Below are 15,752 nucleotides of genomic sequence, written 5' to 3'. Positions count from 1 at the left end.
TATCCTCTTACAGGCACCATGTAAGTTTTTTTGCAAGTCTACTGCCAAAAAGAGCTATAAACACAGCATTAAGCCCTGTGGCAACCGTTAGAAATCTGCAGCGCTTAATTTTGCCACTTTAAGCTCTGTGGCAACCGTTAGAATTCGCGGGGCTCCTTTTGGCCCGCTATTAGCCTCGGCGGGAGCTCCTGGCAATTCGCCCGCGATCCTTCTGGCCCGCTTTAGCCTTAGCGGCGGCCTTTAGAAATTCTTCGGCGCTTGTTTACGCCACTTTAAGCCCTGTGGCAACCGTTAGAATTCGCCGCGCACCTTTTGGCCTCGGCGGCAGCTCCTGGCAATTCGCCGGCGCTTGTTTCCCTCTGCCGCAGCAGTTCAATACTCGCCGGCGCCCCCGGTCACCTTAGGTTCAATAGCCACTTGTAGCTGTCCAGCCGTTTCCTCCATACGGGGCCGCCGACCGCTCGCCTCCGGGCGACATGCCCCAACGCCGGGCAGCAGAGCGGACCAACCATCCTGTCCGTGCTGATCCGCGAATCTAAACACCAAGCGTCTCGCGGTCCAGCCAACAAAAACGCCGCCCTGCCCCATCAAGGGGCGGGCGGCTCGTTTCAGTCTGCCGGCCGGATCATCTCTTCCGGCTTCACATATTCGTCGAACTGCTCCTCCGTAAGAAACCCGGTTTTGACTGCGGCTGCCTTCAGGGAGGTGCCCTCCTTGTGCGCCGTCTTGGCGATGAGCGCCGCTTTTTCATAGCCGATGTGCGGGTTGAGCGCCGTCACGAGCATGAGCGAGTCCTCCAGATAACGGGCGATGACCTCGCGGTTCGGCTCGATGCCCACCGCGCAGTGCTCGTTGAACGAGAGCATCGCATCGGCCAGCAGGCGGGCGGATTGCAAAAAGTTGTAGATGATGACGGGCTTGAACACATTCAGCTCGAAATTGCCCTGGCTTGCGGCAAAGCCGATGGTCGCATCGTTGCCCATCACTTGAACCGCCACCATCGTCATGGCTTCCGATTGGGTCGGGTTGACCTTTCCGGGCATGATCGAGCTGCCCGGCTCGTTTTCGGGAATGCGGATTTCGCCGATGCCGCAGCGGGGACCGCTCGCCAGCCAGCGGACGTCGTTGGCGATTTTCATCAGATCGGCGGCCAGCGCCTTCAGCGCTCCGTGCGCATATACGATCTGATCGTGGCTGGTCAGCGCGTGGAATTTGTTCGGCGCCGAAACAAAGGCCGTTTCCGCAAGCGACGAAATTTGCGCCGCCACGGCCTCGCCGAAGCGGGCCGGGGCGTTCAGTCCGGTCCCGACTGCGGTGCCGCCGATCGCAAGCTCGCGCAGCTCGTCCAGGCTCTGCCGGATCATGGCGGCGGTTTTGTCGAGCATGGCGCGCCAGCCGCCGATTTCCTGTCCAAGCGTAAGCGGCGTCGCGTCCTGCAAATGCGTCCGCCCGATCTTCACCAGATCCTGAAACGCTTCTTCCTTGCTCCGCAGCGTGTCCCGGAGCGCCGCGAGCGCCGGCAGCACCGTCCGCTCGACCGCCAGCACCCCGGCGACATGCAACGCCGTCGGGAACGTGTCGTTCGAGCTTTGCGAACGGTTCACATCATCGTTCGGATGCACCTTCAGCCCGCTGCCCTGCCGCTCCAGAAGCTCATTGGCGCGCCGGGCGATCACTTCGTTCACGTTCATGTTCGACTGCGTGCCGCTCCCCGTCTGCCAGACAACAAGCGGAAAATGGTCGTCCCAGCGCCCGCCGAGAATTTCGTCGGCCGCGACGGCAATCGCGTCCGCCTTCTCCGCTTCCAGGCCGGCCAAATCCCGGTTGGCCAGCGCGGCCGCCTTCTTCAGGACGGCAAAGGCGCGGATGACCTCGAGCGGCATCCGTTCCCAGCCGATCCGAAAGTTCTCGCTGCTCCGCTGGGTTTGCGCTCCCCACAGCTTATCCGCCGGCACCTTGATTTCACCCATCGTATCTTTTTCGATCCGGTAGTCCATCCCGTTTCCTCCCTGCCTGTAGTTCGGCAGCCCGTTCGGGCCTTCGCCGTATCGTCGCCTCTTTATTCTATTTCATTTTCGGGAGCGTTTCCAATCGTCCGCCAAGCGGCGCGCACTTCCAGATTCTCGCAACTTTTTCCGCCGCAATCCGTTATTACTTAGAAGAAGAGATTCGTTGACAGGGGGACTACTCGGTTGAACTTATTCAAAACGCGCAAAAGGCTGCGGCCGCTGGCCGCCGCCCTTTTCTTGGCCGTCTTTGCCCTGGCGGCGCCCGGAGCCGCTTTCTCCGAACCCGACGCCGGCCCGCAAAAGCTCGATATTCAGGTCCAGGCCGGATTCGAAGGCTTCGGAAAAGAAACCCGGTGGGCGCCCGTCCGCTTCACCCTGACCAATCCCGGCGACGACCTGAGCGGAAGCCTCATGGTCACGGCGGTCAATCCGATGGGCGGCCAAGAAGACGTCGTCTACTCAAAAGATATCGACCTGCCGAGGGGAGCCGTCAAAACCGTTGTGATGACGCTCCCCGCTTTGGCGTACACCCAAACGAACAGCAAGGTGGAGTTTCGGGAAGGAGGGCCAAACGGCGACCTTGTCCCGCTGGAGCAAAAAGCGTATCTGTCCCTCCGGATGGAATCAAGCTACATTGCAGCCGGCATGACCCGCGATCCCGACACGCTTTCTTTTCTGGCGGCGATCCGGTCGGGCGGCAGCTTCGTCCGCACCCTGAACCTTGACGCGCAAACCCTGCCCGACGAGGCGCTTATGCTGGACGGGCTGGATGCGCTGGTTTTGAACGATTTTGCAACCGATACCCTCTCCCCGAAGCAGACCGAAGCGGTAAATGGTTGGGTGAAAGCGGGCGGGACGCTGATCCTCGCCGGAGGAGCCAATTATCCGAAAACGGCGAAGGCGTTTCCAGACCTAAGCCCGCTCGCCTATACCGGTACGGGACAACTCGCCGCTCTCCAGGCGCTGGAGCAGTTTACGGGCGCCCCTCTCCCGCTTTCGAACGCCGTTACGGTAGCGCAGGGAAGCGTTGCCGAAGGAGGAACCGTGCTTCTGGAGCAGGACGGCGTTCCGCTCGTTACTTACCGGAACACCGGCAAAGGCCAAGTGTTTGCCGTTGCATATGATCTTACCGAACCCGCGCTTGCTTCGTGGAAGGGCAACTCCGTGCTTTGGCAGACCATTCTGGGACCCCAGACCGGCGCCATGCAAAGCTCCATGGGCTGGTTTAACAACGCCTGGGAAATCGATCAGGGACTGAACCAGTTCCCTTCCATCCGTCCCCCGAAGCTCGGGCTGCTTGCGGCGCTTTTTGCCGGCTACGTGCTGATTGTCGGCCCTCTGCTGTACCTCATCCTGAAAAGGCTGGACAAACGCGAGTGGGCCTGGGGCATCATCCCGCTGGCCGCCATCCTGTCCACGGGAATCATTTACCTGGTGGGCGCATCCGACAAATCCTCGACCCTTTCCCACGAGCTGAACCGGTTTGAGCTCGACGGGGAAGGCGGAGGCGTGCGGCATTCCTTTGCCGCCATCTTCTCGCCGCGCGGCGGCACGGTGGCCGCGGACCTTCCTGCCCAATCGCTTGCGCTTCCGTTCGATGCCGCCTATGGCGGCGGAACGGCGGTGAATCTGCAAGGCTCCTCGGCCGCCGCGCTGGCGTTAAACGAAAACGAGACCCGAATCCAGTGGCAAAATGTGCCTTACTGGTCCGTACGCAAGGTGCAGTGGACGAACGGCCTGCCGGCCGGAACAGGCCAGCTGGAGGCGGACATCCGCACCGAAGCCGGAAAGCTGGCGGGCCAGGTCACGAACCGGACGCCCGCCGCCCTCTCCGATGTCTACCTGGTCTACGGCTCCCAAAGCTTCCCGGTCGGCAAGCTGGAGCCCGGAGAAAGCAAGCCGTTTACCGCCACCTTAAACTTGTCGTCCATGAGCTATCCGAACGGCGCCTACATCAGCGGAGGCGAAATCGCCCAGCAAATGTTTCCGTTCGGACCGAACTTTGACGATGACCGGCGGGAACGCAGCCTGATCGCCCAGTACATCGACGAACGCACCATGGACGGCAACGCCAAGCCCTTCCTTGCCGGCTGGAGCAAGGACCAGGTGTCCGACCTGAGCGTAAAAGGCGGAGACATTTCCCGTTCCGACCGCCTGAACCTGTGGGTGCAGGACGTCGAGATCGACTGGCTTGCGGGCAATGCGGTCAGCCTGCCCTACGGCATGATCAAGCCGGTGATCACCGAAAGCACCATGAGCTCCCCCGTCCAGGAGCCAAACGGAATGGTGTCGGTGCAGCCGGGCGAGCTGACGTTTGAATACAAGCTGAATTTATCCGGGAAGCCGGTAGCCGTCTCTTCCTTGAAGGCGTCCATTATGGAGCAGATGCCGGTGGCGGTGCAAATCTGGAATTTCAACGATGAACAATGGGAAGACGTTTCCTTCCGCAACGCCGAATGGGACGCCGGCGACGAACCGGGCCGGTTTGTCGGCGAAACCGGAACCGTGCGGATGAAAGCCGTGTCCAAGCAGACCGGGCCGTTTTTCTTCCCTCAGCTTACTTTGGAAGGGACGGTGTCCCCGTGATTGAAATCGCCCATTTGACCAAAAGCTACGGCTCCTTTCTCGCGCTTGACGACATGAGCATGTCCGTGTCCAAAGGCACGGTATTCGGATTCGTCGGCCCGAACGGCGCCGGCAAATCCACAACGATGTCCATTCTCGCCACGCTGCTTCTGCCGACCTCCGGCACCGCCAAAATCGCGGGCATCGACGTCACGGAGCGGCCGAAGGAAATCCGCCGGCTGATCGGCTATATGCCGGACTTTTTCGGCGTCTACGACCAATTGAAAACGACGGAGTATTTGCATTTTTACGGAGCCAGTTATGGCATCGGCCGCGCGGACCGGGAAAAGCTCATTCCCCAGCTCCTGGAGCTGGTCAACCTGTCCGACAAAGCGGACTTCTACGTCGACTCTCTTTCCCGCGGCATGAAGCAGCGTCTCTGCCTCGCCCGCAGCCTGGTGCATGACCCGGAGCTGCTGATTCTCGACGAGCCCGCCTCCGGTCTGGACCCTCGGGCCCGGATCGAAATGCGGGAAATCCTGAAAGAACTGAAAATGATGGGCAAGACGATTATCATCTCTTCGCATATTCTTCCGGAGCTGGCGGAGATGGTCGACGACATCGGCGTCATCGAGCATGGCAAAATGGTGGCGCAGGGCAAGGTGCACGACATTCAAAACCGGCTGCGGGTAAAACGGGTGCTGCACATCCGGCTTCTCGACCGGATCGAGGAAGCCGCAGCCTTCCTCCGGGACCGCCCGTATACCTCTTCGCTGCTCGCGGACGAAGACGGCCTGCATGTCCATTTTTCCGGCCAGGACGAAGACCAGGCGGCGCTTTTACAGGAAATGATCGCCGGCGGCTTCCGGATCGTCTCATTTAACGAGGCGCAGACCAATCTGGAGGACGTGTTTCTGGAGATCACAAAAGGAGGCGGCGTGTAATGGGAAACTGGCGCGCGAAATGGGTCAACCCCGTGCTGGACAAGGAATTCCGGCTGCGGATGCGGACGGTGCGGACGCCGCTTGCCCTGATGTTTTACCTGTTGGCCATCGGCCTGATCGCCCTTGGCGTTTTGTACGTTACGGTAGGATCGGATTCGAACGGAGCGACCAGCTTCGATCCGACCCAAAGCCGGATGCTGTTCTATGTCTTGAGCATCGCCCAGCTTGTCCTGATTGCCTTCATGACGCCGGGACTGACGGCAGGCGTGATTAGCGGAGAACGCGAAAAGCAGACGCTGAACATGCTGCTGACGACGCAGCAAAGCTCCACGACGATCATTTTGAGCAAGCTGGCGTCCTCCCTCAGCTTTATGGTGCTAATCGTCGTCGCCACGCTGCCGCTGTACGGCATCGTGTTTCTGTTCGGCGGGATATCGCCCCTCCAGCTGCTGCTCGTTTTTCTGTTTTACCTTTTCATCATGCTGGTTCTCGGCTCGATCGGCGTTCTTTTCTCAACTCTGCTCAAGCGTACCATGATGTCCGTCATTGCGACTTACGGCGTGACGCTGTTCCTGTTCGGGGGCACCGGGCTCGCTTACTTGTTCATCAAAATGGTGACGTCACAATCGTTTAGGGGCAGTTATACAGGTTCGCAAAGCTTTGACTGGAGCGGCTTTGTTATCGGGCTGAACCCGGTTGCGGCGCTCGTCAGCGTATTTGAACCGACTTTTTCCGATTCCGTCTTTAACGGCCCGAATACCGGCCCCAATCCGGCCCCTTTGGAGCTGTGGCAGATCTTTGTCATCGTGTTCGCCCTTGTGGCCGCCGCGGCGATTCTGCTCAGCATCCGCTCCATCCGGCCTGCGGCCCGGCGCAAAAAACACGCCGAGCCTCCCCGGCCGCAGGCTGAAGGCTGATGATGCGCGATACGTCCGCCCGAGCCCAGGAGCAAGGATCATTTTTCGCTGACGGCCCCCGGCCGCAGGCGGGTTAGGCAGGTGCAACCATGAAAAAAAGCAAACCGGAGAACCGTTTGGCCGGAGGCGTGGTGCGCCCCGGCTCCTCCCTGCCGCCTATCGGCGGGCAGGAAAACCGGTACGGGCCGCTTCAGCGCGCCGTACGCTTCGGAGGCCGACTGCTCGCACGGTTCAAGCCGGGCGGCGGCGGTTCGAACGGCGGCCGGAAACGCAAGCGGTTTGTGCCGGCCGGCGGCGAGCTGCCTTTGTTTCTCCGTACGCTGCGCCCGGTCATCCGCCGCATCCGGCTGGTCCGCGCGGTCCGAAACGGCCTTGCCGGCCTTCTGACCGGGTGCGCGGCCGCCCTGCTGCTGCTTGCGGCGGCGCGGTTTACGCCCCTCTTGTCCTACCGGTTTGCCTCGGCCCTGCTTCTCCTTGCGGGCGGACTTGCCGGGTTCCTGTACGGCCTGCTGCGGCCCGTCGCTTACGAGGAAGCCGCCGCGGCCGCAGACCGGCACGCGGACGGCAACCCGGCCGCAACGGCGTTGGCGTTTGCCGGCGACCCGCGGCCCGTCGTCCTCCTTCAGCGACAGGAGGCGGAAGCGGCTGCCCGGAAGGCCGCGGCCAATCCGGCGCGACATGTTCCGTTTCCGCGTCTGCGAAAGCCGCTGGCGCTTTTGACCGGGCTGTTCGGAGCGATCGCCCTGCTCATGCTGCTGCCGAATCCGCAGGATCAAATCGCGGCCGAGAAACAACAGCAAAAGCAGTGGGTAGCGGAGAAACGAAAGGAAACGGAGGAGCTCCGTGAAAAAGTCGAAGCGGCCAAGCTTCCGCCGGCGGCCAAAAAGCCGCTTGACGACGCCTTGGCCCGCCTCGGGGAAGACCTGAAGAAAACCGGCAGCCCCAAAACGGCGCTGGATCACATGGAGAAGACGCTCAGCGAAATGAAGAAGCAGCTGCAGCAAGCCGAAGAACGGCAAGCGGCGACCCGCCGTCTGGCCGAAGCGATGCGGCAGCAGCCGGGCCTCAAGTCGTTGGGCGAAAGCCTGCAGAAGCAAATGGCGGACGCCCTGCAAAAAGCCGGAAGCGAGCTGGCCGGGCAGGTGCTGCGGATGTCGTCCGAGCAAAAGGCGGCGCTCGCCAAGCAGCTGGAGCAGGCGGCGGCTCAACTGAAGGGCGCCGAATTGACCGATGCGCAGAAGCAGCTGATGGAGGCCATGCTGGAGGCCGCCAAAAAGCTGCGCGAGGAAGGCCGTGATCCTTCCGAGCTCGCCGCCGATATGGAGCGGCTTTCAGAGTCGCTCCAACAAGCCCTGGAGGATGCGCTGAAGGACGAGGCGCTGGGGCGGCTGGCTGCCGAGCAGGGCAAGGAGCTGGCCGAAATGGGCATCCCGATGGCCGACCAGCTGGCGGCGAGCGGATCGCCGGCTTCCGCCGCCTGGTCTCCGAGCGGGCTGGCCAGCGCGATGGCGCAGGGAGCCGCGGCCGGAGAAGGCGCAAGCGCCGGCGATCCGCAAAGCCCGCACGCGGGCGAAGGCGGCGGCCCAAACGGCGGCGGCCCAAACGGCAGCGGGCAAAGCGGCGAAGCGGGGAACAACGCGGGCGGCAGCGGGCAAAGCGGCGGCGCAGGGAACGGCGCAAGCGGCGGACAGGGTGCAGGCGCTGGTAGCGGCGCAGGGGGCGGACAGGGTGCCGGTGCGGGAAGCGGTGCAGGCGGCGGGCAAGGTGCCGGCCAGGGAACGGGCTCGGGCGCCGGACTCGGCGCGGGGGGCCGCAACCTGGTCACCACGCCCCGCGATATGCAGGGCAGCGGCAATGTGCAAAAGGACGGCGGTCCGGCGCAGCCCGGCGGCGGCCAAGTGCAAAAAGGCGGGCAGGCGCCCGTCATCGACGGAGCATCCCGCCCGTACGAGGAAGTGTACAGCGACTACGCTGCGGAGGCTCAGGAATCGCTGAAACGCGACCCCCTGCCGCAAAACCTGCAAAACCTGGTCCGGGATTACTTTTCCGGCATCAACCCCGAATAGCCCATGGACTTAACAAATGATCAGAAAACGAGGTGGAGGCTTTGATCGAAACGACCGCGCAAGCGGACCGCTGGCGGACCGCGATGGAACAGGTGCGCGAACAAATCGGGCGGGTGATCGTCGGGCAAAAGGATGTCGTCGAGCAGATTCTCTGGTGCATTTTTACCGGCGGCCACGCGCTGCTGGAAGGGATTCCGGGCTTGGGGAAAACCATGCTCGTCCGCACCATTGCGGATACGCTCGACCTCGGCTTTTCGCGCATTCAGTTTACGCCCGACCTCATGCCGTCGGATATTACCGGAACTAACGTGATTCAATTCGGAACCGGAGGCGAGACGGCTTACCGGTTTCAGCAGGGCCCGATCTTCGGAAATCTGGTGCTGGCCGACGAAATCAACCGGGCCACGCCCAAAACGCAAAGCGCGCTCCTGGAGGCCATGCAGGAGAAAACTGTGACCATCGGGAACGAAACGCACCGGCTGCCCGCCCCCTTTTTCGTGCTGGCCACGCAAAACCCGATTGAAAACGAAGGCACCTATCCGCTGCCGGAAGCGCAGCTGGACCGGTTTCTGCTCAAAATCAACGTCGCCTACCCCACGGCGGAGGAACTGAAGGAAATCGTCCGGCGGACGACCTCCTCAGACAACCCGAAGGCTGAAAAAGCGGCCGACCGGGCGCTTCTGAACGAAATCCGGGAAGGCGCCAAAGACATTCTCGTCGCGGACGACATTCTGGATTACGCGGTCCGGGTGCTGACGCTCACGCATCCCGCCGAGGCCGGCGCGCCTGATTCGGTCCGCCGTTACGTCCGCTTCGGCTCCGGCCCCCGGGGCATTCAGGCGCTGATCACCGTGGGAAAAATCCGCGCCCTCAGCCTGGGCCGGTTTCACGTTTCGGCCGGCGACATCCGCGAGGTGGCTTATCCGGCTTTGCGCCACCGGCTGCTGCTCAATTTTGAAGGACAGGCGCTTGGCGTCTCGCCGGACTCCGTCATCGCGGACGTGCTCGCCGCGGCGGACGGCGGCTCATGAGCGGCGCGCCGCTGTTTCCCGATCCCCGCGATCTTCTCCGCCTGGAGCGGCTGACGGTCGCATCCAAGGCACGCATCCGGGGATCGATGCAGGGACGGAGGCGCTCCCGGCAGGCCGGCTCCTCGCTGGAATTTGCCGATTACCGGCTCTACGCGCCGGGCGACGACACGCGCCAGCTGGACTGGAACGTCTACGGGCGCACCGGCAAACCGTTCATCAAGCAGTACCTGGACGAGCGCGAGCAGCAGGTGCACCTTTACATCGACTGCTCCCGCTCGATGAATTTCGGAACCCCCGACAAATTTCTTCACGCCCGCCGGCTTGCCGCCTGCATCGGCTACCTGACCCTTTGCGGCTATGACCGGACCTCGGTGCGTTTTTTCGGCTCCGCCGTAAACGGCTCGCTTCCGCTACTGCGCGGCAAAGGCTCGGCCCATCGGCTGTTTGCTTTTCTGGAAAATGCCAAGGCGGAGGAAAGCGGCGACATCGCCGCCGCCTTGATGACGCCGCTCGCGGTGCCCAAGCAGCCGGGGATGGCCTGGGTATTTTCCGATTTTCTGTATGAATCCGGCGTGGAGGAAGCCCTCTCCTATCTGCTTGCCGCCCGGCAGGAAGTGGTGGCGGTGCAGGTGCTTTCTCCGGAAGAGCTCGCTCCCGGTCTGGCCGGCGACCTCCGCCTCATCGACAGCGAGTCGGGCACCGGCAAAGAGGTGGCCCTCAGCCCCAAAATTATTCGCGCTTACGAAGAAGCCGTGCGCCGATACACCCGGGACCTGGCCGCTTTTTGCCGGGAACGGGGAATCGCCTACGCTCTCGCGGTCACGGACACCGGCGCGGCCGACACCGTTACGGGCGCTTTTCGCTCGGAAGGGCTTATCCGGTAGGCCGGCTGAAAGGAGGAACCTGACGTGCATTTTGCCTCGCTGGCCGGCTTGTGGTTCGGGCTTTCGCTCCCGGCCATTTTGCTGATGTACTTGTTGAAACGCAAATACGCCGACACGCCGGTGGCGAGCCACATGCTGTGGGACCGCGTGCTGCGCGAGACCGAAGCAAGCCGTCCCTGGCAGCGGCTGCGCAACAGCCTGCTGCTCCTGCTGCAGCTTGCGGCGGCGGCGCTGCTTGTATTTAGCGCCATGGAGCCTTTTGTTTACGCCAAGGCCGCTCCCAAAGCGCATGTCGTGCTGATCCTTGACCGGTCCGCCAGCATGACGGCGGCATCCGGCGAAGCCCCGTCTTCCCCGGACGGCGCGGAAAGTCCAGCAGCGGAAGGTTCCGCCGCTGCCGAAAGAGGCGAAACCCGTTTTGAAGCGGCCAAACGAGCGGCGCTCGATTACACCGGGGAGCTTGGCGGAAACGGCGGAATCACGCTCATCGGCATGGGACGCGAACCCGAGGTGCTGCTCAGCCGCGAGAAGAACCGGGACCGGGTGGCCGAGACGGTAAACGCCGTGAGCCCCGAATACGGCCGGACGGCCTACAAGGAAACGATGTCCCTGGCCGCCTCTCTTACCGCAGATGAGGAGGATGCCGAGATCGTTGTCTTTACCGACCGCCGCTGGACGGAAACGCCCTCCGGCATCCCGTATCAGGTGCCGGTGACCGTAGTGGAGGCCGGGGCGGCGTCACCGGCCAATGTAGGGCTGGTGCAATTCGGCGTAAAAGCAAATCCCGATGCTCCGGCCGGCGGACCGGCGTCCGCCGACGGCGTCGCCTCGCTCAAAAACGGCGGCACGGAGCCGGCCGAAGCGGTCCTGACCGTGTATGCCGACGGGCAAGCCGCCGACACCCGTACGATAACGCTCGGTCCCGGCGAACAGCGGGCCGTGGCGTTCAGCGGCCTGCCGCTTGCCGCGTATTACCGGCTTCATCTGAACACAAACGACGGCTACGCCGCCGACAACGATCTTTTCGCCGTCCTGGCGGATACAGGCCCCAAACGGGCGCTTTTGGTAACGGACGGCAACTTGTTTCTGGAAAAGGCTCTGCAGCTTCTGAATATCGAAGTGCTCAAAGCCGTCCAGTCCGCCGAGCCGCCGGAGCTGACGGCGGAGCCCGACTTTCTGGTGTTCGACGCGGGTTCGGAGGAAGCCTCCGGCCCGGCGTGGGAAGCGCTCCAGAAAGGCAAGGCCGTCTGGCGCATCGGCAGCGGCATCGAGGGAACGGCGGAGGCGGTGCCCGGAGGGGGCTATTCCATTCTGCCCCATCCGGTCACGGAGCATATCGGCTTTCGGGACGTTCATCTGTCCACGGCCATCCGTACCGAAATTCCGGTGTGGGGCAAAGCTCTGGTTTCCGCCGGCGGCGTGCCGCTCGTGATCGCCGGCCAGGCGGAAGGCGCCCCGCGCCTGCTGTTCACCTTTGACCTGCATGAATCCGACCTTCCCTTGCGGTCCGAATTCCCGATCCTGGTGCAAAACGCCGCCGAATGGCTGAGCTCCGCGGGGGCGTCCAGTCTCGGCCGTTGGACGGCAGGAGAAAAGCTGGAGCTTGCGGTTGCGCCGTCCGCAGCCTCCGCCTCCTGGAAGGCCGTTGAGGTTCCGGCCGCGGGAACCGGAGGGCTGCCGCAGCCGGCGGAGGCCGAGCTGCGCGGAGGCGCGGTCTCGCCGGTTCAAACGGCGCCGCAGCTGCCGGGGCTGTACCGGTTTGAACAAACCGGCGGCGACGGAACGGTTCGAAACGGATACCTGGAGGTTACAGCCGACCCGGCGGAGGCTTTTGCCGGTCCGCTGCCGGGCGGCGTTATCGCGGGCACGGAAGCCGGCGCCCCCGAACCCGGCGCAGATGCAAACGATCCGGCGGCGGAAGGCGCGCTGGGAAGCGGCGCCGGAGCAAACGAGCCGGATACGGAAACCGGAAACGCTAACGGTGCGCGTCAGGGAACGGACGACCGATCGGCGTTTCCCCTTGCCCGGTGGGCGGCGCTTGCCGCACTGCTGATTATTTTTGTGGAATGGGGGGTGTACCGGCGTGGGCATTCGCTTTGAGCAGCCCTGGTTTTTGCTGCTGGCGCTTCCGCTGGCCGCCTTCCTCTATGTCTCGCTTCGCACGCCCGCCCGCCGGGGCAAGCTGCGCAAATCCTTTTCCCTTGCCCTGCGCACGCTTATTGTGCTCCTTCTGATCTTCGCCGTGGCCGGTATGCAGATGGTTACGGTCGTCAAGGAGCGGGCGGTTTTTTATGTCGCCGACCGCTCCGACAGCATGCCCCGGACGGACGAAGCGCTGGGCTGGATCGTCCGCTCGGCTTCCGCCAAAGCGGACAAGGACCGCGTGGGCATCGTCTCGGCGGGCTTTGATGCGGCATCAGAGCGTTCCCTCGCCGCTTCCGGTCTGGACGGCTTCCGCTTCGCCGCCGGCGTCAACGGGTCCTTTTCCAACCCGGCGGGCGGCCTGCAGCTGGCAGCCGGACTTTTGCCCGAAGGAGCCGACCGGCGGATTGTGCTGATCTCCGACGGAGAAGAAAACACCGGCGACCTGCTCCGGCAGGGACGGCTCCTGAAGGACCGCGGCATTGCCGTCGATGTGCTGCCGCTCGCCCGGGCGGCGGGGGCGGATGTCGCCGTGGAAAGCGTCACCTTGCCGGTATCGCTGTATCAGGCGGAGCGCTACACCGTGGAAATCACGCTGAACAGCACGGCCGCAGCGGAGGGCGAGCTTCGCGTGTACGAAGACAACCGCGAGATCGCCAGACAAGCCGTCCGGGTGGAAAAAGGCGAAAACCGGTTTGCCCTGCAGGGACTGGCCGAACAGCCCGGTTTGCACCGCTACCGGGCGGAAATCTATTTTGCGGGGGACACGCAGGACGCGAACAACGCGGGGTATGCGTACAGCCGGGTATCCGGGCCCCCGAGCGTCCTGATCGTGGAAGGCGTGCCGGGCACCTCGGCCAATCTCGAAAAAGCGCTTGATTCCGGGCTGGTCGGGCATGAAACGATTGCGCCGGAACAGTTGTCCCGGGAGCTGTCCGATTATGCTTCCTATGACAGCCTGATCCTGAACAACGTGTCCGCCGTGCGGATGTCCGAAACCGTGATGCAGACAATCGAGCAGGCCGTGCGCGACTACGGCATGGGGCTCGTCATGACGGGCGGAGAGGACAGCTACGGAATGGGCGGGTATTTCAAAACGCCGATCGAACGGGCCCTTCCGGTCAAAATGGAGCTGGAAGGCAAACGCGAAATCCCTCCCCTCGCCCTGATCCTGGTCATCGACCGCTCCGGAAGCATGGGCGGGCAAAAGATGGAGCTGGCCAAGGAATCCGCCATGCGCACCGTCGAGCTGCTGCGCGAGCAGGATACGGTCGGCGTGCTGGCCTTCGATTCCAGCCGCTGGTGGGTCGTGGAACCAACCAAGCTCACCGACAAAGAAGCGGTGCTGGCCCAGATCCAGTCGATCCAGCCCGAGGGCGGGACCGACATTTTCCCGGCTGTCGCGGAGGCGCAAAAGGAAATGAAGGGGATCGACGCCGCCCGCAAGCATATCATTCTGATGACGGACGGCCAGTCGGCGGGCGGCGCCGGTTACGAGGCCGTAATCGAAGAAATGAAAGCCGACCGGACGACCATGTCCACCGTTGCCGTCGGAAGCGATTCGGACCGTCAGCTGCTTCAGCGGCTGGCGGAGCTGGCAAAAGGACGCTATTACTACACAAACGACCAGAGCACGCTCCCGGCGATCTTCAGCCGGGAAACGGTGCTGCTGTCGCGCACCTACATCGTCGACAAGCCTTTTGTGCCGCAGCTTGGGCAGGCCGGCGACTGGACGGAGCTGTTCGTGGACGGCGTTCCGCGGATCAACGCCTACGTCGCCGCAACGCCCAAGGATACGGCGGAAACGAGCCTGTTGAGCCCGGAGCCCGATCCGCTCCTGGCCCGGTGGCAGTACGGCTCCGGGCGGAGCGTCGCCTGGACCAGCGATGTGACGGGCAAATGGGCACCCGGCTGGACCGGCTGGACGCGGTTCCCGGAGGTTTTCTCTACGGTTCTGAAATGGACGTTTCCCCAGTTTGAAAGCTCCCCGGTGGAGCTCAAGGCTTCCACGTCCGGCTCGCAAACGGTCATCAGCCTGGGGAGCGGCGCCGGAACTGCCCCGGCCGGGGCCAAGGTGACCGTTACCGGCGACGATTTGCAGGAGCGGGTGCTGGACGCCGTTCCCGTCGCGCCCGGCGAATACGAAGTCCGGCTGGACGCGGCCGCACCTGGCGCTTATTTGACCCGCGTCGAACTGACCGACGCGGAGGGCAACCCGGCCGGCAGCGCCTCGACCGGCTTTGTCATTCCCTATTCGCCCGAGTACCGCATATCCGCCGGGGATTCGGGCGAACGGCTGCGCCAGCTCGCCGAGCTGACGGGCGGCCGCGTCCTGTCCGCCGAACGGCCGGAGGAGGTCTTCTCCGGCGACGTTCGGAGCTCCGAGCGGCTGCGCGACCTCAGCCTGGCGCTGATCATCGCGGCGCTGCTTTTGTGGCCGCTGGACATCGCGGCCCGGCGGCTCACGGTGCCGTGGCACCGCTTCGCGGCGCTCGCGCGGCCTGGCGGCCGAAGAGCCGCAGCGCCAGAGCCCGCACCGGCCGGCGGCGGCAGCGAAGCGGCGGGCCGCCTGGAGCGGCTGCGTGGCAGGCAGCGGCGCACGGCCGCGTTTTACGGCGGCGCCGGCGGGACGGCCGCTGCGGGAAGCGGGCCGCCGGAGCCGGCCGGCACGGAGCGGCGGCCGGAAGGCTCCGCCGCGCAAGCCGGTAGCGCGCCGGCGCAAGCGGCGGGCCCGGCCGCGCAGCCGCCGGGCGGCCAGGCGAGGCCGGCGGGCAGCGCAGCGCGGCCCTCGGGCGAGGCCCAGCCGCAGGCTGGCCGGCCCGCCGAGCGGTCCGCTTCGGCGGCTGCGGCCGGCCCGGCGCAGGCTGCCGTACCGGCTCCGCCGGCGGCAAGCGGCCCGCACTCGCCGCCCGCCCCTGCCGGCGGGCAGCGCGGCGCCGCGTCCGCTCCTCCGGCGCAGGCCTCGCCCGCCGCCTCTTCGGCACCGCGTGCGGACCGGCCTGCGCCGGAAAATTCCCGGCCCGCCGACCCGGCAGCCGCCGGCGGCGAGACCTCGGCCGACCGCATGAGCCGCCTGCTCGCGGCAAAAAACCGAAAGCGATAGCGCCAAGCGCCATCGCTTTCGGTTTTTTTATGCCTTCCTGCTTTTTATGCCTTCCTGCTTTTTATGCCTTCCTGCTTTTTATCCCTTCCGG

Annotated in this window: 9 protein-coding genes; 8 read left to right on the top strand and 1 reads right to left on the bottom strand. The window is 64.1% G+C overall.

The features are described from left to right. Nucleotides 1–608: 608 nt before the first annotated feature. A complete protein-coding gene (gene fumC / locus AC6I6H_RS19420; RefSeq protein WP_497955774.1) occupies nucleotides 609–1,997 on the bottom strand; it encodes a class II fumarate hydratase in 1,389 nt (462 codons plus the stop codon). 195 nt (nucleotides 1,998–2,192) lie between these two features. Here fumC and AC6I6H_RS19415 point away from each other — a divergent pair, with 195 nt between their 5' ends. The 8 genes from AC6I6H_RS19415 (at nucleotide 2,193) to AC6I6H_RS19380 (ending at nucleotide 15,661) form a co-directional block, all read left to right on the top strand. Then, nucleotides 2,193–4,595, top strand: coding sequence for a DUF8725 domain-containing protein (locus AC6I6H_RS19415; protein WP_497955772.1), 2,403 nt, complete (start codon nucleotides 2,193–2,195; stop codon nucleotides 4,593–4,595). Continuing rightward, the gene (locus tag AC6I6H_RS19410; RefSeq protein WP_497955771.1) at nucleotides 4,592–5,518 is read left to right on the top strand and encodes an ABC transporter ATP-binding protein; all 927 of its coding nucleotides are present in this window, start codon (nucleotides 4,592–4,594) and stop codon (nucleotides 5,516–5,518) included. The genes AC6I6H_RS19415 and AC6I6H_RS19410 overlap by 4 nt, the downstream gene beginning before the upstream one ends. Beyond that, on the top strand, nucleotides 5,518–6,435 hold the full coding sequence (locus AC6I6H_RS19405) for an ABC transporter permease (RefSeq protein ID WP_497955768.1): 918 nt from the start codon (nucleotides 5,518–5,520) through the stop codon (nucleotides 6,433–6,435). The genes AC6I6H_RS19410 and AC6I6H_RS19405 overlap by 1 nt, the downstream gene beginning before the upstream one ends. Before the next feature lie 89 nt (nucleotides 6,436–6,524). Beyond that, nucleotides 6,525–8,501, top strand: a complete 1,977-nt coding sequence (locus AC6I6H_RS19400) for a DUF8809 domain-containing protein (protein ID WP_497955766.1) — start codon at nucleotides 6,525–6,527, stop codon at nucleotides 8,499–8,501. 41 nt (nucleotides 8,502–8,542) lie between these two features. Then, nucleotides 8,543–9,532, top strand: coding sequence for an AAA family ATPase (locus tag AC6I6H_RS19395; RefSeq protein WP_497955764.1), 990 nt, complete (start codon nucleotides 8,543–8,545; stop codon nucleotides 9,530–9,532). Next, nucleotides 9,529–10,416, top strand: coding sequence for a DUF58 domain-containing protein (locus AC6I6H_RS19390; RefSeq protein ID WP_497955762.1), 888 nt, complete (start codon nucleotides 9,529–9,531; stop codon nucleotides 10,414–10,416). The genes AC6I6H_RS19395 and AC6I6H_RS19390 overlap by 4 nt, the downstream gene beginning before the upstream one ends. A gap of 24 nt (nucleotides 10,417–10,440) precedes the next feature. Next, a complete protein-coding gene (locus AC6I6H_RS19385) occupies nucleotides 10,441–12,516 on the top strand; it encodes a BatA domain-containing protein (protein WP_497955760.1) in 2,076 nt (691 codons plus the stop codon). Beyond that, nucleotides 12,500–15,661 carry a VWA domain-containing protein gene (locus tag AC6I6H_RS19380; protein WP_497955758.1) on the top strand — a complete coding sequence of 1,054 codons (3,162 nt, stop codon included), beginning with the start codon at nucleotides 12,500–12,502 and terminating at the stop codon, nucleotides 15,659–15,661. Before AC6I6H_RS19385 ends, AC6I6H_RS19380 begins: the two co-directional genes overlap by 17 nt. Nucleotides 15,662–15,752 lie beyond the last annotated feature (91 nt).

It is taken from the genome of Gorillibacterium sp. sgz306347, from assembly GCF_059735245.1.
This window is presented reverse-complemented; position numbering and strand designations above follow the sequence as displayed.